Raw genomic sequence first — 20,122 nt, 5'->3', positions numbered from 1 at the left:
CCCGCTGCTTGCCTGTTTGCCGATCCGAGAAATAAGGGTGCGATTGCTGCGGCGCTTGACGAACCGGCGCCGAAACGGTTCCATACGGGCTCTTTGGAAACCGGGCCGCCCGCCCTGCCTCGCACGCGATGAACTATCAGCGGATCCTCGAACGCATCCATACCGAACTCGCCCCCTGGATCGGCCAGGGACGCGTCGCCGATTACATTCCCGAGCTCGCGAAAGTGCCCGCCGACAAGTTCGGGATGGCCGTCGTGACGCTCGACGGAAACGTTTATACGGTCGGCGACGCGCGGGAGCGCTTCTCGATCCAGAGCATCTCGAAGCTGTTCGCGTGCACGCTCGCGTTCCAGTTGCTGGGCGACGCGCTGTGGGAACGGGTCGGCCGCGAGCCGTCCGGCACCGCGTTCAATTCGCTCGTTCAGCTCGAGAGCGAGCGCGGCAAGCCGCGCAACCCGTTCATCAACGCCGGCGCGCTGGTCGTCACCGACGTGCTGTGCCGCCGCTTCGTCAGGGCCGAGACGGCGCTCGTCGAGTTCGTGCGGCGGCTGATCGGCGCGACCGACCTCGACTATGATTCGCGCGTCGCGCTGTCGGAGCTGCAGCACGCGGAACGCAACCGCGCGATGGCGCATTTCATGGCGAGCTTCGGCAACATGCAGATGCCGCCCGATACGGTGATCGACGCGTATTGCCGCCAGTGCGCGATCACGATGAACTGCGTCGAGCTGGCGCAGGCCGCACTGTTTCTTGCGAACGGGGGCGTCGCGCCCGTCACCGGCGAGCGGGTCGTCGACGCGAGTTCGGCGAAGCGGCTGTCGGCGCTGATGCTGACCTGCGGCACCTATGACGCGGCGGGCGACTTCGTTTATCGCGTCGGCTTGCCTGCGAAGAGCGGTGTCGGCGGCGGGATCGTCGCGGTGCTGCCGGGGGAGATGGCCGTGTGCGTGTGGGCGCCGGGGCTCGATGCGAACGGGAACTCGCTGGCGGGGACGTTGGCGCTGGAGTGGTTGACGACTTATACGGAAAGGTCGATTTTTTGACGCACCGAATTCACGCGCAACGCATTCTTTGAAATGTGACGATCGATTCGGCACGCACCTGCAGGTTGAATCGGGAATGCGTCCTCGGGTAGCGATCGACCCGGAGGACACACTCGCCGCTCCCGAAACCGAACGTTGCGCTCGTCACAATTCGCACGCGTCAACTCATCGCATCGGAACACTGAGCGCGCAAAATTCGGACAGGCCGGCGCAAGTCCGGCCACGCAGCTAGAAGGCGCTCTTTATCACGCCCCCGTCGGCTCGCAACGCAGCGCCGGTCGTCGCCGACGAAAGCGGGCTGGCGATATACGCCACGAGGGACGCCACTTCCTGCGGCGAGCCGAATCGCTTGATGAGCGATGTGGGCCGGACCTTCTCGAAGAATTCCTTCTCGAACGCTTCAAACGATTTGCCGTCGGCCTTCGCGAGCGTCTCCACGAATTCGCCCACGCCGCGCGATTTCGTCGGCCCCGGCAGGACGCTGTTGACCGTGATACCCATGCCGGCAACGGCTTCGGCCAACCCGCGCGCAACCGCGATCTGCGCGGTCTTCGTCACCCCGTAGTGGATCATTTCGGCCGGAATCTGCACCCCGCTTTCGCTCGAAATGAAAATGATGCGCCCCCAGTTGGCCTGCTTCATCGCCGGCAGGAACAGCCGGGCGAGGCGTACGCCACTCAGGACGTTGACCTCGAAGAAACGCTTCCAGTCCGCGTCAGGAATCTCTTCGAATGGCTTGGGCTCGAAGATGCCGAGGTTATTGATCAGGATTTCCACGCCCGGATAGCGTTGCGCCAGTTCGTCGGCCGCTTCGGCCGTACTCAGGTCGCCCGCAAATCCCGCCACATCGCCGCCGATATCCGCTTTCAGTTGCGCGACTACGTCATCGACAGATGACTGGGAGCGTCCGTTCACGATCACACGAGCGCCTTCCTGGGCCAGCGTGCTGGCGATAGCGAGGCCAATGCCGGCTGTGCTGCCGCTCACCAGTGCGAGTTTGCCTGTCAGATTCAGGTTCATGAGTGATTCCTTTTTCCGTGGACAAAGTAGACGTGACGACATCGAGTCTCGAACGACCGGATGTCGCCAACGGGTTTACGTACGCGTAATCGATGCGCCGCCATCGACCAGCGAGGCAGTGCCGGTGACAAAGGACGAATCGTCCGATGCGAGATAAAGCACTGAACGCGCCAGTTCTTCCGGCTTTGCCACGCGCTTGAGCGCATGCAGTCCGGTCACGAACGCCTGCGATTCTTGAGTGTCGTTCATGCCGCGATACATCTCCGTGTCCACGGCACCCGGCAACACCGCGTTGACCCGCACGCCTTGCGCGCCGTACTCCGCGGCGAGTGCCTGCGTCAAGCCGATCAGCCCGGCCTTGCTCGCCGCGTAGGCCGCCGTGCCGGGAAACGCGAACGAGTAACCGACGAAGGTCGACGTGAAGATGATCGATCCGCCGCCTTGCTTCAGCATTTCGGGAATCTGATGCTTCGCGCCCAGGAAGGCACTGGTCAGATTGGTCGCCAGCGCGGCGTTCCAGCCTGCTTCGGAAATACCGGTGGTCGGGCCCATCTCGCCGAGCGTACCTGCGTTGTTATAGGCGATGTCCAGACGGCCGAAGCGGCTCACTGCAAGCGCGACCAGCGCCTTCGCGAAGTCCTCCGACTGCACGTCGCCGGCCAGATACGCGGCTTCGCCGCCTTCGCTGGCGATCTCCGCCGCGAGCGCTTCGAGTTCCGCCGCGCGCCGCGCCGCAATGACCACCTTGGCGCCTTCCTTCGCGAACAGCTTTGCAGTAGCGCGGCCAATACCTGCGCTGGCACCCGTCACGATGGCGACTTTTCCTGTCAAACGTTGCATTTTCAATCTCCTGATCCGCTGCATCGGCCAGCGCCCAATGCGTTGGCCCGTGAGAGCAATATAGGCTTCAGTCTTGATTGCAGAAAGGCATAAAAAATGGTTCTATCATTAAGTTTTTGTGAATGATCGAGGATTGGTATGGATCGCCTTCGCGCCTTCGAGGTTTTCGTGACGGTGGTGAGCCGTGGCGGCTTCGCGCGCGCGGCGGAAGCGCTCGGCACGTCGCCGGCCAACGTCACGCGGTACGTGCATGAACTGGAAGCGCACCTCGGCACGCGCCTCCTGAATCGCACGTCACGCACGCTGTCCCTTACCGAGGGCGGCGAGACCCTCTACGCCCGCTGCAAGTCCATCCTCGACGAGGTTGCGGAGACGGAGGGGCTTGTGTCGTCCGCGTCGGTCGAACCACGTGGACGACTGCGCATCAATGCGCCCGTGAGCTTCGGCATTCTGTATCTGGCGCCGCTATGGCCCGGGTTCATGCAGAAATATCCGCGAATCGAACTCGACATCGGGCTGATCGACCGCGTCGTCGATATCGTCGACGAGGGCTACGATCTCGCCATTCGCATCTCGCGCGCCGGCTCGACGACCCACGCGGCACGCAAGCTGGCGACATCGCGAAACATTCTGTGTGCGTCGCCGGCCTATCTGGCCCGCTTCGGACATCCGACCGCGCCGACGGACCTGATCGAGCATCGCTGCATCGGGTACACATATGCGGCCACCGGCGACGAATGGGAACTGATCGATGGCAACGGCAAGACCCATCCTGTGAGGGTCGACTGCCATATGCATACTAATAACGGCGATACCGCGCGCTCGGCAGCGCTCGCCGGGCAAGGGCTGATCTGGCAACCCACGTTCCTGATCAACGACGATCTGCGTGCAGGCAAACTCGTTCACGTGTTGCCTGAGTATCGCCTACCCGAGATCGACATACTTGCTGTCTACCCGAGCCGCCGACACTTGAGCGCCAGAGTGCGCGTCATGATCGATTTCCTGGTCGATGCGTTCGGTGGAGTGCCGCCGTGGGACCGGGATGACGGAAATCGGGCAGGTGCCACGCCGGCGATGCGTTGAAGGCGCATCCCGAACATGCGTCCGCCATCGTCGGGCATTCAGGCTGCGGGAGCGCGATCGTTCCGTGCTCTGGCATTCCATACGTTGCAAATTTGATTATTGACGGGTGTCCGTTGCGGGCCGCACGCCCCGTGGGGGAAAGTCGAACGAGAGAAACGGCATCGCTAGTCTGCAACGCAATGGGCGCGCGCTCCTGCCCCGTGGAAACGGGCCATGTCACGCGCGGGAGACACTCCGAATTGGCGTGCATATTCACGGCTGAATTGACTCGGGCTTTCATAGCCCACGCTAAAGCCGACGCCTGCGACATCTCCTTGTTGCGCTAAAAGCCGGGCGCGAGCGGTCTGGAGGCGGATTTGCTTTTGATATTGAAGCGGGCTCATGGCGGTTGCCGCCTTGAAATGGCGGTGGAAAGATACCGGGCTCATCCCTGCCAACGCGGCCAGGCGTTCGACCCGCACCGACTCCGAAAAATTGGTGCGCAGCCATGTGATGGCACGGCTCACCTGCGAGAGGCGGCTGTCCGCCATGGCAATCTGGCGGACCATGGGGCCACACGGGCTTTGCAGAATCCGCCAGAACACCTCGCGCCGGATCATGGGCGCAAGGACTGCAATGTCCTCCGGCCGGTCGAGCAACCTGACCAATCTCCACATCGCATCAAGCAAATCGGGCCCAGCCTGGTTGACCTCCACGCCGGCGCCGCCGCCCTGTGGCGCCATTGGCTCGGCGATCAAGCTCGCGAGCATGCCCAAGTCCAGGTCCAGCGTGACGGCGGAGTATGGCGCCAGGGTGACCTGCCCTGTCGCTGGCAGGTCCACGGACACGGCTACGTAGTCGCCCGGCACGATGTCGAATAGCCGGCCTCCGAGCACCGTCCGCTTTGCCCCACCGAGGATTAGGGCCAAAACCGGCCGGTGGACCACGTAGGTGACCACCGAAAGATCCGTCTCGACATAAAGCGTCAGCCCGCCAACGGCGGTTTCAGTCGGGCCTTCCCCGCCATGGCGCTCGACCAGCGCGCGAAGTTCGTACAAGTGGTCCAAGCCTGCCTCCAAACACCTCAGGGCATTGCACCCGCTCCGGAAACATCAATTGACAGGATTGTGCAAGAGATTGGCGGCATTGCGCTACCGCCGCGAACGGTCGCTGCGATTCAATGGAGCGTCCCAAACGCAGAATTGAACGAGGAAACCGTATGACGCACACGCCTCAAAAACCAATCGGTTCAGGCTTCGGCCCCGCCTCGACCGCCGACGAGGTGATCCGTGGCATCAATCTTACGGGCAAGACCGTCGTGGTAACCGGCGGCGCTTCAGGTATCGGAATCGAGACCGTCCGTGCATTTCGTTCCGCAGGCGCCAGAGTCATCGTGCCGGCCCGCGATACAGCCCAGGCCAAAGCAGCCCTCGCGACCATGCCTGACGTCATCGTGGAAGCGATGGACCTGCTGGAGCCTGCAGCGATAGACCGATTCGCCAGTCGCGTACTGTCGCTGACGGACACGCTGGACATGCTTGTCAATAACGCTGGAGTCATGGCCGCACCGCTGACACGCGATGCGCGCGGCTACGAAATGCAGTTCGCGGCCAACCACCTCGGCCATTTCCAACTCACCTGCCGGCTATGGCCCGCACTCGTGCGCGCGGAGGGGGCTCGCGTCGTAGCGCTGAGCTCCTACGGACATCGCCGCGCCGGCATCGATTTTCGCGACCCTCATTTCGAGCGGCGTGAGTACGACCGATGGATAGCCTACGGCCAGGCCAAAACCGCGAACGCCTTGTTCGCCGTCGCGCTGGATTCAATCGGCCGCCACTGGAACGTGCGCGCATTCGCCGTCCATCCCGGTGGCATTGCCACCCCGCTAGCGCGCCACATGCTGCCCTCCGAGATCGAAGCGAGCCGGATCTTCGATGCCGAGGGCAAGCCGGTCATTGATCCGGAAAACAACAAGAAGACGCCCGGACAGGGGGCGGCCACCTCCGTGTGGTGCGCGACGAGCCCTCAACTAGCCGGCATGGGCGGCGTCTACTGCGCCGATTGCGACATCGCCATCGCGCTTCCCAGCGACGGGAGCCCTGAAATGCACGGCGTCAGGCCCCGTGCCATCGACCCCGTCTCCGCCGGCCGTTTGTGGCAGCTCAGCGAACAACTGACGGGCGTGACGCTGGATTGAGCAAATTCGATGCGACTCGGGACAACCAGTCGCGCCTTATCACCAACCACTATGGCAACGTAGCCAGGAGAAAAAACATGCGAACGGTATCACTCGGTAGCCAAGGCATGGCGGTCAGCGCGCAAGGCCTTGGGTGCATGGGAATGAGTACTACCTATGGGCCCAGCGACGAGCAGGAAGGCCTTGCGACCCTCATGCGCGCCCTCGACCTCGGTGTGACGTTCTTTGATACGGCGGAGGTCTACGGCCCATTCATGAACGAGGAGCTTCTCGGCAAGGCCTTCATAGGCAAGCGCGACAAGGTCATCCTGTCGACCAAGGCAGGATTTCGCTACACCGAGCACGGCAAGCTCGCCATGGAAGGTGAGAAGCCCTTGGTCACGGGCGATCCGTCGCATATCCGAAAGTCGGTCGAAGGATCGCTGCGACGCTTGAGGACCGACGTCATCGACCTCGTCTACCTGCATCGCATCGATCCAGCAACGCCGATCGAAGTGACGATCGGCGCGCTCGCCGACCTCGTGCACGAAGGCAAGATCCGCTACCTCGGCCTTTCCGAGGCATCGGCAAAGACGATCCGGAAAGCCCACGCGGTTCATCCGCTCACGGCCGTCCAAATGGAATATTCCCTGTTCGAGCGTGGCGTCGAGCACAACGATGTGCTGGCGACCGTCCGAGAGCTGGGAATCGGTTTTGTCTCCTACTCGCCGCTCGGCCGGGGCTTCTTGACCGGTGCGCTGAAGCATCTGGATAACCTGCATCCGACCGACTTCCGCCGGTTCGATCCGCGCTTCCTGGGAGAGAACCTCCAGTCCAATCTACTGTTGGTCGACCGCATCACCGAGATCGCTGAAGCAAAGGGCGTCATGCCGTCTCAGCTCGCCCTTGCATGGGTGACGAGTACCGGAACGGTGCCCATTCCGGGAACGCGACGCATCAGGTATCTCGAAGAAAACGTCGCCGCAGTCGATATCACGCTGACCCAGGACGAGATGAACGCCCTGGATGCGGCCGCTCCGTTCGGCGCTGCAGCTGGCGAGCGCTATTCGTCCGGAATGATGGCCACACTCGGTCATTAGGACAGCAACTCGCAGGAGGCGCCGCGAGCGTTTGCGCAGGCAGTGATCGACGTTGACAGGTTTTGATCCGGCAGAATCCGGCCTTGAAGGCGCGCGCCTCAGCCAGACTGTGGTCAACACGACGTAAGTAACCAGGGCAGCGCCACGACGTATACGAGCTGTGGCCTGTCGGACATCTTGCGATTTCGCGCAAGTTTGAAAGATGCATGACTCTTGTTCTCGGGAGCGGGTTTGCTTCGCAACTCCCCGCCGTGCACCACAACTCCCGCCCATCCTATTCGCCGAAGGCGGTGCGGTACGCGATCCGGCTTCCAACGAGGGCTACGATTCTGTTCGTCCAGGTAGAGCAGCCACGGAGACCTGACTGCCGGCGAGCATCCTGTTCGCTCGGCGCACGAACACCCAGTGCCAAACCCAGAGGAAAACCGCAACTCCGCCCGCGATGGAGCCAATGGTATTGGGTATTAGCGAAAGAACCTGGGCAAGACACCACCCGATCCCGCTGATCCAGCCGAACGAGCGCAAACCCGACAGAGCCGGATTGATACGAGACTCCGCTTCCAGGGACTTCGCGACGTTGGAAATAATGAAGAAGTCCTCGATGAAGTTGTATGGCAAGAGGAACATGAGCCAGACGCTGTTGGGTTCGGCCGCACGCGATCCTCGGTTGACCGATTTCAGGGTGGTCCTGAGGTCGCTCGCGTAGGCATAGACCAGCGCCAGGAAAACCGCGATGACGACGATGCCACCGACCGGCCCAAGCATCTCCATTTCGCCGAGAACGCCTCCGCCTTCAGCGGGATGGATAAGGGGATAGGCGAGCCCAAACGCAATGGGGATGCTCAGAATGGCTTTGAGAATGGTCCGCGCAGTCGTGCTCATGTGTATCGGCTGGAGTAGGTGCGTTGTCGCAGGCAGCATAGCGAACGATCATCCTCGCCGTGCGCTTTTTTCCTGACATATGCCGCCTTTTCTCGCGACTCCAGCCGAGTTGGTGTCCTCGATTGATTCGACCCGTTCGATGGCAACGATCAGAGATCTCCGCGCACTTCACCGGTTCCCAGCGCGCTGCGCTGCCGGTTGACTTCCGCCCAAAGCTCGTCGCTGTCGTCATTGCGCAGCACGACCATCCAGTCCAGTTGATCGTCGGTCACGCCGAAGTATTCCAGGATTTCCCGGCGAACCGCATCGACGAACTGCGCATATTCCGGGGTTGCCTGCGCCTGCGCGTGCAGGGCGTCGTATGCGGCATCGTCCGCGCCGCCGCCGTGCTCGTCGATATAGCGCGAGATCCACTGGTCCAGTTCGCGGTCGTAATCGGCCTCGGCGCGCATCGCTTGCACAGCCGTGTAGAAATCCAATTGGGCGAACGCGGCAATTGCCGCCGTTGTCGCTTCGTCGAAGGTAGTCGTCATTCCATCTCTCATGTCGGTCATGGCACATCATCGCACGGGCCGCACCCGGGCAGGTGCCGCGAATCCGGACGGTGCAACACACCGCCTCGCGCCACCGTTGGGCCGGAGCAAAGGCACCGTGATCGGGGCACGTCTTCCAGTGCGCCACTCATCGGGGCCGCCCGGCAACAGGACACTCATTTTGCCGCATTGCGAGCACAGTGAAGAAAGCAACCGGGCGCGGCAAATCGCGGAACAAGTTTCCAGCGTATCGCCGCAGGCGTCACTCCGGCAATGCGGGCGCCGGTCGTGAATGGCTCATAATGAGCCGAACCGAACGCCGTCGGCCTCCCCGGTGGTCCGTTACCGGCTCAAAACGACCCAAAGCCAACACAATGCACAGAAGACGCTGCGCGAGCGATTCCGGTGTCCGGTTATTGGCACTCGCTGAGCGATAAACTCAACTAAACGATAAGAGACGTAGATGCTGCTGGTCCCGCGCACATGCGTGCGCCAATCCGACATCAAAGGTGAGCCGGTTGCAGAACCGACCCTGTTGAGCGACACGCGAGCCTTGACGGCATATGTGTTGCTCGGCGATCCCGGCTCAGGCAAAACCGAGGCGTTCGTGCAGGAGATCGATGCTGGCGGCGGCCATCGCATCAGCGCGGGCGACTTTCTTGCGCTGGCTCATCCTGAACTGCAGGACTCGACATTGCCGGTGTTCATCGACGGACTCGACGAAACGCGGGCCGGCACCGTAGACGGCAGGGTACCCCTGGACAATATTCGTAGGAAGCTGCAGCAACTGGGATGCCGCCGTTTCCGCCTCTCGTGCCGTGCTGCCGATTGGCTGGGCAACCCGGACGCGGCCAAGCTGCAATCGATACTACCGGCGGGGGAGCAGCTCCAAGTCTTCACCTTGCATCCACTTGCGCTGGACGATATTGCCGCCATCCTCCCCGCTAACCACGGCATCACCGACCCGCAGGCCTTCATCACGTCAGCCGAACGACATGGACTGACCGATCTCCTGTTCAACCCGCAGACTCTGGGAATGCTCGCGATGGCGGTCGGCCCGGACAATCACTGGCCGGAGACTCGGCTGGCTGTGTATGAAATGGCGTGTGAGCGGCTGGTGCAGGAGCACAACGAGGAGCACGTCGCAGCTACTCGCAAAACCGCGTCGGATCAGGGAGCGCTTCATCAGGCCGCGGCATACCTTTGCGCTATCCAGCTAATCGCAGACCTCGCCGGCTTCACGCGCTCTCCGAACCCGCCAGACCGGGTGCTCAGACTAAATGCCGTGCCGAATCCCCGAGGACTGCCCCTGGACGAAGCGTTGACCAGCCGCCTATTCAAGTCGATAGGACGCGATGTATTCGCCCCGGTACATCGAACGGTGGCCGAATTTCTTACCGCCCGCTGCCTGACTGACCGTCTCCAGGAGCAACTCACATTGCGGCGTGTGCTCACGTTGATCTGCGGCTCAGACGGCGGGATCGTCAGCAGCATGCGCGGCCTCGCCGGTTGGTTGGCGTCAATGTCTTCCTTGGCTCGGGCCACCCTTGTTCGACTCGACTCACTTGGTGTCCTCCTGTATGGAGACGCGAAGGATTTCTCGATTGGCGAAAAGTCGGCATTGATGAAGCGCCTAGGTGGCGACATCGCGGTTTCTGCGTCATTCCGCTGGTATGAGTGGGAAGGCCGACCGTTTACGGCATTGGTCACACCGGAGATGCGCGTGGTGGTCAGCCAGCAACTTGCCGATGTGGACCTCTCGGAGAACCATCAACTTCTCGTGTTCGCGCTGCTCGATGGACTGCTCGATGCGCCGTCGGACTCGGGCTTAGTGCATCTCATGCTATCCATCGTCCGGGACGCGTCCCGGTGGCCAGCCGTACGCGGCCGTGCCTTGAAAATCTATCGGCGGTGGGTTGGCGTAGACGATCCGTCCATACGCACTTTGCTAGACGACATCAACGCTGGCGCGGTGACGGACAGCGATGACGAACTGCTTGGCGCATTGCTCAAAGCGATGTACCCGCGCGCGCTTTCGTCCGCGGACCTCCCCGACTTCCTTCATCCGCCGAAACGAAAGAACCTTATCGGCAAGTACACGATGTTCTGGCGGCATGACCTAGACAAGATTGATGTGGCTGAAGCGCCTAGCCTACTGGACGCATTCGCGGCGCGGACAGAATTGAGCAAAGGGGGCACCCTGCGCGAGTACGCCGAGGCCGTCGGCGGTTTGCTGGCGCGCGTCTTAGCTGACGACGCGGAGGAAACACCAGATGAACAGTTGCTGAACTGGCTGGATGCGGCATGCGGCCCACATTCAGAAAGTTTGCTGGAGCAAAACGATAAGCAAGCGGTCCAACAGTGGCTGCAAGCTCGTCCGAACCGCTATTTTGCGCTGCTGGACCTCGCACTGAACCGGTATGCGAGTACGGAGAACCGAGTGTGGCATGCCGAGGCCCGGCTGCATGGGGCAGCGGCACCGGAGAATGAGGTGGAGTGGTGGCTTGCAAAGGCCCAAGCGACCGACGATGAGGCAGGGGCAAAGGCGTTTTTCGTCCGGGCTCTCCAGGCTGTTCCCGATGAACCCCAACTCGATCTTGAGGAGAGGTTGATTGCGTGTGAACAACTAGCTGCATCACGGGGGTGGCAGGATTTGATCGCCGGCAGGCTCACTTGCAGCTTCGAGCAGTGGCAATGGAAATTGGACGAAGCCACACACCGACACGAACGCAATCGCGAGGCGACCCAGCGGCGCGACTTTTATCGTGCACGGCTCGCCGATTTCGCTCTGCCACTTGTGCCTCTTGCGATTCTGCGTTCCGTGGCCGATATCTATGAACACACGTACTACGAAATCGAGGGTAAAACGCCGCAGGAAAAGTTGACCAGTTTCTTCGCGGGCGACGAGGAGCTGGTTCAGGCTGCACTCTCGACGCTGCGCAATGCGATCAACCGGGCGGACTTGCCATCCGTCGAAGAAACCTCGGTGGCCATCGCCAAGGGCAAGCGTATGGTGCTGAATACACCGGCGCTGATCAGCTTGGAGCTAGCCGATCGCGACGGTCATCTGGTCCTCGACTCGCTGTCCGACGAGCGCCTCGTGGCGGTATTGCTGGCTCATTTTGCGCACCCAATCAATGATCGCCCCTCGTGGGTAGCTACAGCGGCTGCAACCCGACCGCAATGCTTCCTCGATGCCTTGAGCGCATACTTGACGGCCGCAATGCAGTGGAATAGCCGCAGCCCGAATGTCACACATCTTTTTAGCGACCCAGCCTACGCGGAAGTTTCTAAGACGTGCTTGCTGTCGCTGCTAGCACAGTTCCCATTGCACACGCGCCCCAATCTCCGCAGCACGCTCATGGACATGCTTCACGAGGCGTTAAAACTGCCCACGCGTGAGGAATTGCTTCCCCTCATCCGAGTGCGCCTCGACGCGCCGAAAATGGATGGACCCCAGCGCGCTTACTGGCTAGCTGCGGGGATACTCCTAGCCCCGGACCATTATCTGCCTCTCGCCAACTGCTACTTGCTGCGGCGCCCACCTGCCGTCGAACACTTCGCCGACTTCTTGCACCGCCGCAAGGTCGGTAGCGACGAAATTTCATGGCCTTCGAACGTGCTAGGGCTGCTGATTGAGCATTTTTCAGTTGGATGCTCGCCCACTCGCCTCACCGATTCCGGCTGGGTGAGCCCCGCGATGAATCGTGCCGACCTTGTCAGGCGATTCCTCCACGATTTGGCCAGCAGGCCGGATGCGGAAAGTACCGAGCAGCTCAAACGAATCGAAAGCCTGCCGACGCTCGCCGAATGGCAATCAAAGGTGCGTGAAGCCCTAGCCGCCCAGCAGGTCGTCTGGCGCAATGCAACGTACGAGCGGCCGACTTGGTCGCAGGTCTGCGCGGCACTGCAGCGAGGGAGGCCATCCAGCCCGGTCGAGATCGCCGCGATCGTAAACGACACCATAGAAGATCTAAAGGAACAAGTCTGTCGCAGTGACTTGAACCTGAACCGCCAGTATTGGAACGCAGATTCCCACAAGAGGGTAACGACGCCTAGACACGAAGAGCTTTGCCGCGATACGTTCACCGACCAACTTCGCATCAGGCTTGAACGGTTCGAGGTTGCCTGCTTGCCCGAAACTCACCACGCCGACGGAAAGCGCTCCGATGTATGGTGCACCACTGGCACACTGGGCGGCGTGCCGATCGAGGTCAAGCGCGATCGCCATGGCGAACTTTGGACTGCCACCCGGGGACAGTTGATAGCACGGTATGCGACCGATCCGCGGGCTAAAGGACACGGCATTTACGTCGTGCTCTGGTTCGGTGATCCAACGCGGATCACCCTACCACCCTCCGGCTCGCGGCCGCAAACGCCTGAGGAACTTCAGGCAATGCTCGAAGCAGGCTTATCGGATGAAGAAAAACGCTCAATCACAATCCACGTGCTCGATTGTTCGGTTCGTGGGAACTAAGCCGCCCCCTTGTTTACGCCACCTGTGGCGGCGTCAAGAGCGTTCGTGGCAGCCAGGCCAGAAGGCACGCCACGACGGCGAGGAAGCGCTCAGGCAACGGCAGTTACTGGCCAAGGACTGTCGTCGACGGCCTCGCCATTCGCCCGACCGGATTTCATCTCAGATCATATTGACCGACTTCTGGCACGCTTGCACTGGAATGGTTGACGACGTGTAAGCAGCGGTCGATTTTCCGAAAACACCGAAGTGACTCATGGGAGAGCATCAGTCATGCAACCGGAACACGCTTCAGATCTCGCAACGACTCGCCATGCAGGCGCGGAAGGCGGCACGCACGCGCCGCTTCCCCCGATCGTTCCGGCACAAACCGCGCTCATCGTGATGCACTACCAGACCGACATCCTCGGCCTCTTTCCGTCAGTCGCCCCCACCCTGCTCGCCAACACGCGCAAGCTGTGCGATGCGGCGCGCTCCGGCGGTGTCCACGTCTGCTTCGCGAATCTCCGCTTCAGCCCCGGCTACCCGGAAGTCAGTCCGCGCAACAAGAACGGGCAAGGGATCAGGCAACTCGGACTGTTCGTCGACGACGGCCCGTGCCCGGAGCTCGGCCGGCTCGACAGCGAGCCGCTGACTATCGCGCATCGCGCGAGCGTGTTCTTCCGCACCGACCTGCAGGCGCGGCTCATCGCGCGCGGTATCGATACGCTGATCCTGGTCGGGATTGCGTCGACCGGTGTCGTGCTGTCGTCGGTCGCGCACGCCAGCGACGCGGATTTCCGGCTGTATACGGTGAAGGACTGCTGCTACGACCCGGATCAGGTCGTGCACGAGCATCTGTTCGCGACGGCGTTCGAGACGCGCACGACGGTGCTGTCGCTCGCGGACGCGCTGCGGCTGCTCGCTTAGGCGCGCGATATCCACGCCACGCCGGCCGGAACGCTTCCGGCCGGCGCCTCGCGCATCACGCCGTGCGCAACTTCGCGCGTTACTTCGCGATATACACGCCCGACGTCGGGCACGTCCCCTGCGTATTCCCGTCCGTCACGAGCGACGCCGCGCTCGGAAACTGCGTGGTCGCGTTCGTCTTGACCGCGATCCACGCTTCCGTGAAATAGCTGACGCCATTGGTCTTCGTGCACTTCAGCGACACCGCGCTGCGCGTATTGCTGCCGAACGCGCCTTCGAACGCGGACAGCAGCTGGTTGCGCGTCACCGTCTTGCCCGCGTTCGCCTGCAGGAACGCGTTGAACGACGTGTTGCCGAGCCGGCTGATCATGCCCGCCGCCTGATTCCAGTACGCATCCGGCGACGCCGAGTTCGAGCAGGTGCCGTGCTTGAACCATTCGTGCTTGTCGAGGCACGACGCCACGCCCGGCATGTAGGTCGACAGCGTATTGCGAGTCGCTGTGCTGACCGGATACGCATCCATGCTGCACCACTGGTGCGCGTTGTCGAGATCGACGTCGCTCTGCGGCACGCCGCAGTAGAACGGCTGGTTGCCGTCGTACCGGTTCGGCCAGAGACCATGCAGCGACAGGCTCGTCGCCGCATACGTGCCGGCGAGGCTCGTACACTCCGGCGTGTCGTGCGACGCGCAGAAGCCGGGTTCCCACGAAGCGGCGAGCAGCAGGTAGTCGTAGCTGGTCTGCGCGACGGCGTGCAGCGAGGCGGATGCGACGGCGAGTGCGGCCGCGGCGCGGGCGAGCGTCTTGAGCATGGCGTTTCCTCGGAAAAGGCTTGCGGTCGCGGGATGCGCCACAAGGTTGTCGAATGTCTGCCCGCGATTGTTGCTCGCGCAACGTGGCATCAATATGAAGGTAGACGAAGGAATTCGTAGTCGAACGCCACCCTTGTCAGCGCCGACATCGGTACCAACCAATACGCGCCCTTCTCCGCCGGAGACGCCGCCCAACCCTGCAACGGAGCATCCCCACGATGACGGCCTGCCGGCCGGGCAGGCCCTATCGCGTCGCGATCGGAACGGGCAAAGCATCGAACTCGCGGACAGCATGCCCCTGCTCACGGCTCACGGCTCGCTGCCAAGCTGCATGCGCGCACGCGCGGCCGAATCCGCGCCTTCGAGCGCGAGAATCTGCCACACGCCGATGCTCACGCGCCGGCCCTCGTCCGGCGCCACGCGATCATTTCACCGACGCGGCTTCCGATCCGCCGGACGATAGCGCCGCGCTGTCCTGCTCGCGCCACGCGCGGCGCGACGCGATGATCGCCTGCACGGCCGAGCGCGCGACCTTCCACCACGCGAACGGCCGCGGATCGGCGAGCATGCTGAGCGCGCGCGCATAGTCGAGCGTGAGCCCGGGCGTCCAGGCCATCGTCACAGCGCGCTTGCGGATCTGCGCGGCAACCCACAGCTCGGGCGTGAGCAGCAGCCGCACGAATGCGCCCCACCCGGCGCGCGTGCCCTTGAGCCGCCACACCGCGCCGTCGAGCGCCGCTTCGAGCGCGTTCGACACGGTGCTCGAACAGTTGCGGTGCGTGAGGTTGTACGTGACCGTCTGCCGGTACGACGACCAGAACGCGGCCAGCTTCGCCGGATCGTAGTTGCGGATCCGCACGCGCACGGTCGACGGACACCACGCCTTCGACTCGGTCGCATAGTCGGGCTGGAACAGCCCGGGCACGTCGTTCTCGCGCGTCGCACGCAGGATCCGCGTGAATTCATCGGGAGAACGATCGATCTCGACGGCCGGATACAGGCTGATGTAGATGCCCTCGGGCGACTCCAGCGCCGCATGGCCGGTGGAGATCACGCCGTTGACGTCCACCGCCGCGATGTAGCGGTCGATCACCGGATAGCGCTGCGCCTCGGCCTTCGACGTGCCGGTCGGCGTCCACACGTGCACGGTCAGCGCGTGCTCGTGGTCGGCCGGCGGGCCGTCCCATTCGGATTGCGTGAAGCGCGGGAGGTCGGCAGCCGTGTCGATGTCGGGGACGATCGCCGGCGCCGGCGACGTGACGAACGCGGGGTTGCGCGTCAGCCGCCGCACGCGCGCGGCAAGGCTCAGCATGTGCATCCCGCCGAACATCAGCAGCAGGCCGAGGCAGTACGGCACGGTGCCCACATAATGAGTCGGATACGGCTGGTAGAAGAAGATCGCGAGCAGGATCTCGACGACGCCCCACGCGAATGCGACGTGCCAGCGCCGGTAACGCACCATCCACGCGGACGTGCACTGCAGCAGCCCGTCGACGAGAAACAGCGTGCCGAAGATCATCGACAGCAGGAAGTGTCCGTGATGATGGCCGGCGAACACGAGCGCGGCGGCCACCACGACCGCGATGCCCTTCACGTAGCGCAGGATGCGTTGCCCGCCGACGCCGCTGCCGGCCACCGCGAGCGTCGCGAGCCCCTCGATCAGGAACAGCCACGCGAACAGTTCGATCGGAAAATGCAGCGCGCCGTCGAGTGCGTCGACGAAGATGCCGACACCCGCGACGACCCACAGCCAGCCCAGCACGGTCAGCCCGCGCCAGCGCGTTCGCAGATACTCGATGCCCAGCAGCAGCAAGACCAGTCGTACCATGGCGCCCTCGTATTGATTTTTTCTGGATACGCGCAGGTCACGCGTGCCCTGTCGTTCCAACCGCGCATCGTGCGATGCGGGAGTCGGAAGGCGGCAATGCTGACCGGCGCGTCATGCGTCGACATGACCAATGGCGGCCGGCGCGCGCCGCTTTCGCCGAATAATAAGATATGGCGGAGCCGGTTGAAAGCCTGGCGAAAACATTGCCGGCGGAGCCGGATGCCCGGCGTGTCGATAGAGACGGCGCGATTGGCGGAGTTGCGGCTGCTATTCCGCCGAGGGTTTCGACGTACCGTCCGGGATGGCCGCACCGTTGCTCGACCAGCCGTACACGATCTAAGCTCGGCATGTCACGATGGCGATCGCAGGTCTGGATCTCACGATGCAGCGCACACCGATCACCGCCGACGGCTCACCCGCCCTTGGCGGACGACGCGCGTTCCGATCGGGTTCGTCGTAATCCAGGCATCCCGGAAATGACGGCCCCATTCATCCATTGCGCAACGCGGCGCCTGCGCGGCCCGCATCCCGAACGGAATACGAACATGCCCGCCTCACCGCTTCACACCCCGCCGCTCGGCCCGCAACTCAAGCGCTGGCGCACGCTGCATCGCGTGAAGCAGAGCCATGCTGCCGAGTTGTTCGGCGTCGCCCAATCGACGATCTCGCGCTGGGAAGCCGGCATCCAGCAGATGTCGCCGGACGAGCGCGCGACGGCCGAGCGGCTGCTTGCCGCGCGGCTCGATTCGGCGGGCGACCGCGCGCTCGCGCGGCTGATCGCGAGCAGCACGGCGCGCATGCATCTCGTGTGCGACCTCACGCACCGTCTGCTCGCGTGCTCGCCGTCGCGCGCGGCCGAGTTCTCGCGGCCGCTGCCGACGCTGCTCGGCACGTCGCTGTGGCGCTATGCGTCGCCGGAGATCGTCCGCATGGAAGCCGCGCTCGACCCGCTCGGCTGGCACGATCATGCGGGGCCGCCGAGCGTCGAATTCGCGACCGGCGCCAATGCGTCGCGCGTCGTGCCGATCCGCGGCAGCACCTGCCGATGGACGCGGATGACGCTGTCGGACGGCTCCGCCGCGCGCCTCGTCGAAACGCTGTAGCACGCGCGGCGGGCGCGGGGGGCGAGCGCGGCGCGCATATTTCATGCGTGGACGCAGCGCGGCCGCACGGCGTACGCTTGACGGCACGATTCGAGCATTTCCTCCAGCCATGAACCTCGACACGATCCACGCGCGGCTCGATTTCCTGCGCGAAGCCGAACGCCTGAAAGACGTGCTGCGCAGCGGCCACACGTCGAACGGGCGCGCCGAAAGCACGGCCGAGCACAGCTGGCGGCTGTGCCTGATGGCGCTCGTGTTCGCCGACGCGCTGCCCGACGTCGACACGACGAAGCTGCTGAAACTGTGCGTCGTCCACGATCTCGGCGAAGCGCTGCACGGCGACATCCCCGCGATCGAGCAAGCCGCGCATCCGGACAAGAGCACGCACGAACGCGACGACCTGCTGACGCTGACGGCCGGGCTCGATCGCGCACTGCGCGACGAGATCGTCGCATTGTGGGACGAATACGAGGCGGCGGCATCACCGGAGGCGCGCGCCGCGAAGGCACTCGACAAGCTCGAGACGATCCTGCAGCACAACCAGGGCAGCAATCCGCCCGACTTCGACTACGCGTTCAATCTCGGCTACGGCCGGCGCTACACCGACGCGGTACCGCTGTTCAACGCGATCCGTGCGATCGTCGACGCGGACACGCAACGCAGGATCGACACACGCGGCGACGGCGCGTAAGCGCGCGGAACCGGCCGCGCACGACGCCGCGCGCGGCGCACGCGTCATTCACACACCGTCGCCCTACGCCGTGCCGGCGCGAACGCCACCGCGCTTGCCGTCGCGAGCACCGCCGCGCCGGCCGCGCCGTACACCATCACCCAGCCGAAGCCGTGCACGAGCGCCGCGTGCAGCGCCGCACCGTTCGGGTCGGCCTTGGCGAGCGCCGGCGCGATCGCCTGCAGCCCGTCGGTGCGGCCCGACGCGATCTGCTGCGCCAGCGCGCGCAGCGCCTCCGCATCGACCGCTCCCGCGACGCCGGCCCTCAGGCTCGCGACGATCCCCGCGACCAGCACGAAGCCCATCGTCGCGATGTTCAGCGCGAGCGAGATCATCCGCGCGCTCATGTCGATGCCCGACGCCATCCCGGCCCGCGAACTCGGCACCGCGCCCGTTGTCGTGTTCGTGACCGGCGTGTTGGTGAGCCCGAGCCCGATGCCGGCGATCACGCAGCCGGGCAGCATCGTGAGCCAGTTCGCGTGCTCGACGCCGCTGCCGATCCGCATCAGCGCGAAGCCGGCTGCGATCGTAAACAGGCCGCCCGGAATCACGACGCCGGGCCCGTAGCGCAGCGCGAGCCGCTCGCCGAACGGCGGCGCGACCAGCGTCGGCAGCGTGTACGCGAGCAGCGCGAGGCCGGCCGTCACGCTGTCGTAGCCGAGTGCGACCTGGAACCAGATCGGCAGGTAGATCATGAACGGCCAGAAGCTGAAGTTCATCCCCATCGAGCCGAAGATCGCACCGGTGAACGCGCGAATCCGGAACACGGAGAAGTCGAACATCGGCCGCGCGCTCGTGCGCTCCGCGACGAAGAAGCCGGCCAGCGCGAGCACGGTCGCGCCGAGCACGCCGAGGCCGGCCGCGCTCGTGAGCCCCAATTCCGCGCTCTGGGTAATGTAGAACGCGAGACCGAGCACCGCGAGCGACAGCGTGACGATGCCCGCGACGTCGAGCGTGCCCGCATGCGGATCGCGCGACTCCTGCACCGCGCCGCCGATCAGCACGAGCGCGACGGCCGCGAGTGGCGCATGCACGAGAAACACCCACGGCCAGCTCGCCGCCGCGACGATCGCGCCGCCGACGATCGGCCCGAAGCCGAGGCCGATCCCGAACACGATGCCCCAGATCCCGAACGCGCGGCCGCGCTCGCGCCCCTCGCGGAACTGATGCGACAGCACCGCGATCTGGCAGATCAGCATCGCGCCGCCGCTCGCGCCCTGCAGCAGCCGGCCCGCGACCAGCACCGGCACGTTCGGCGCGAGCCCGCACAGCAGCGACGTCGCGCCGAACAGCACGGTGCCGATCACGTACACGCGCTTGCGGCCGAACCGGTCGGCGAGCGTGCCGGCCGCCATCAGCACCGTCGTGCACGCGATCGTGTACGCGTTCATGATCCACTGCATGCCGTTGAAGTCGCCGTGCAGCACGCGTTCGAGCGTCGGCAAGATCACCGGCACGCTCGATATCTCGAGGCCGAACATCAGCGACGTGAGACAGACGGCCGCCAGCGCGACCGCATTCCTGCGGGAGTCGGATAGGGTCATGCGTATTGCGCGACGGCCCTCGACAGGCCGTGCGCCTCCAGGTGAGAAGGATGCGCCGCGTGCGGCC

At 63.9% G+C, this 20,122-nt stretch carries 16 protein-coding genes; 8 read left to right on the top strand and 8 right to left on the bottom strand.

What is annotated here, in order from left to right; genetic code table 11:
* The first annotated feature begins 128 nt into the window (after positions 1-128).
* Complete coding sequence (locus NQV17_RS04005) at positions 129-1,043, top strand: glutaminase (RefSeq protein WP_257769085.1); 915 nt, start codon at positions 129-131, stop codon at positions 1,041-1,043.
* A gap of 228 nt (positions 1,044-1,271) precedes the next feature.
* Here the strand turns inward: NQV17_RS04005 and NQV17_RS04000 are convergent, their stop codons facing one another.
* A complete protein-coding gene (locus tag NQV17_RS04000; RefSeq protein ID WP_257769084.1) occupies positions 1,272-2,063 on the bottom strand; it encodes an SDR family NAD(P)-dependent oxidoreductase in 792 nt (263 codons plus the stop codon).
* A 75-nt stretch (positions 2,064-2,138) separates the two neighbouring features.
* Positions 2,139-2,903, bottom strand: coding sequence for an SDR family oxidoreductase (locus tag NQV17_RS03995; protein ID WP_124485304.1), 765 nt, complete (start codon positions 2,901-2,903; stop codon positions 2,139-2,141).
* 138 nt (positions 2,904-3,041) lie between these two features.
* Here NQV17_RS03995 and NQV17_RS03990 point away from each other — a divergent pair, with 138 nt between their 5' ends.
* Positions 3,042-3,986 (top strand): LysR family transcriptional regulator, encoded by a 945-nt coding sequence (locus NQV17_RS03990; RefSeq protein ID WP_257769083.1) that lies wholly within the window; start codon positions 3,042-3,044, stop codon positions 3,984-3,986.
* A 164-nt stretch (positions 3,987-4,150) separates the two neighbouring features.
* Here NQV17_RS03990 and NQV17_RS03985 read toward each other — a convergent pair whose 3' ends face one another.
* The gene (locus tag NQV17_RS03985; RefSeq protein ID WP_257769082.1) at positions 4,151-5,032 is read right to left on the bottom strand and encodes an AraC family transcriptional regulator; all 882 of its coding nucleotides are present in this window, start codon (positions 5,030-5,032) and stop codon (positions 4,151-4,153) included.
* A 152-nt stretch (positions 5,033-5,184) separates the two neighbouring features.
* Between NQV17_RS03985 and NQV17_RS03980 the strand changes: the two genes are divergently transcribed.
* A complete protein-coding gene (locus NQV17_RS03980) occupies positions 5,185-6,162 on the top strand; it encodes an oxidoreductase (protein ID WP_257769081.1) in 978 nt (325 codons plus the stop codon).
* A 77-nt stretch (positions 6,163-6,239) separates the two neighbouring features.
* Positions 6,240-7,241, top strand: a complete 1,002-nt coding sequence (locus NQV17_RS03975) for an aldo/keto reductase (protein WP_257769080.1) — start codon at positions 6,240-6,242, stop codon at positions 7,239-7,241.
* A gap of 321 nt (positions 7,242-7,562) precedes the next feature.
* Here NQV17_RS03975 and NQV17_RS03970 read toward each other — a convergent pair whose 3' ends face one another.
* Entirely contained in the window at positions 7,563-8,123 is a 561-nt protein-coding gene (locus tag NQV17_RS03970) for a hypothetical protein (RefSeq protein ID WP_257769079.1), read from the bottom strand.
* Positions 8,124-8,272: 149 nt separating this feature from the next.
* Positions 8,273-8,656, bottom strand: a complete 384-nt coding sequence (locus tag NQV17_RS03965; RefSeq protein WP_124523247.1) for an ATP-dependent protease — start codon at positions 8,654-8,656, stop codon at positions 8,273-8,275.
* Between the two features lie 463 nt (positions 8,657-9,119).
* Between NQV17_RS03965 and NQV17_RS03960 the strand changes: the two genes are divergently transcribed.
* Together NQV17_RS03960 and NQV17_RS03955 are read left to right on the top strand one after the other, a co-directional pair.
* Entirely contained in the window at positions 9,120-13,133 is a 4,014-nt protein-coding gene (locus tag NQV17_RS03960; RefSeq protein ID WP_257769076.1) for an NACHT domain-containing NTPase, read from the top strand.
* A gap of 270 nt (positions 13,134-13,403) precedes the next feature.
* Positions 13,404-14,039, top strand: a complete 636-nt coding sequence (locus tag NQV17_RS03955) for an isochorismatase family cysteine hydrolase (protein ID WP_257769074.1) — start codon at positions 13,404-13,406, stop codon at positions 14,037-14,039.
* 79 nt (positions 14,040-14,118) lie between these two features.
* Here NQV17_RS03955 and NQV17_RS03950 read toward each other — a convergent pair whose 3' ends face one another.
* Positions 14,119-14,850: a ribonuclease T2 gene (locus tag NQV17_RS03950; RefSeq protein WP_257769072.1), complete on the bottom strand. Its 732-nt coding sequence runs from the start codon at positions 14,848-14,850 to the stop codon at positions 14,119-14,121.
* Between the two features lie 424 nt (positions 14,851-15,274).
* Positions 15,275-16,678 carry an HdeD family acid-resistance protein gene (locus tag NQV17_RS03945; protein ID WP_257769070.1) on the bottom strand — a complete coding sequence of 468 codons (1,404 nt, stop codon included), beginning with the start codon at positions 16,676-16,678 and terminating at the stop codon, positions 15,275-15,277.
* A gap of 545 nt (positions 16,679-17,223) precedes the next feature.
* Here NQV17_RS03945 and NQV17_RS03940 point away from each other — a divergent pair.
* Both NQV17_RS03940 and NQV17_RS03935 read left to right on the top strand, forming a co-directional pair.
* A complete protein-coding gene (locus tag NQV17_RS03940) occupies positions 17,224-17,781 on the top strand; it encodes a helix-turn-helix transcriptional regulator (RefSeq protein WP_257769068.1) in 558 nt (185 codons plus the stop codon).
* A gap of 109 nt (positions 17,782-17,890) precedes the next feature.
* On the top strand, positions 17,891-18,472 hold the full coding sequence (locus NQV17_RS03935) for an HD domain-containing protein (protein WP_257769066.1): 582 nt from the start codon (positions 17,891-17,893) through the stop codon (positions 18,470-18,472).
* Positions 18,473-18,516: 44 nt separating this feature from the next.
* On the opposite strand, the gene NQV17_RS03930 is transcribed toward NQV17_RS03935, so the two are convergent.
* Positions 18,517-20,055, bottom strand: a complete 1,539-nt coding sequence (locus NQV17_RS03930; RefSeq protein ID WP_257769064.1) for an MFS transporter — start codon at positions 20,053-20,055, stop codon at positions 18,517-18,519.
* Positions 20,056-20,122: the final 67 nt, after the last annotated feature.

It is taken from the genome of Burkholderia sp. SCN-KJ, from assembly GCF_024656005.1.
In the GTDB taxonomy this organism is placed as follows: domain Bacteria; phylum Pseudomonadota; class Gammaproteobacteria; order Burkholderiales; family Burkholderiaceae; genus Burkholderia.
Note: the sequence above shows the minus strand (reverse complement) of the source record. Positions and strands in the feature narration are given on the sequence as shown.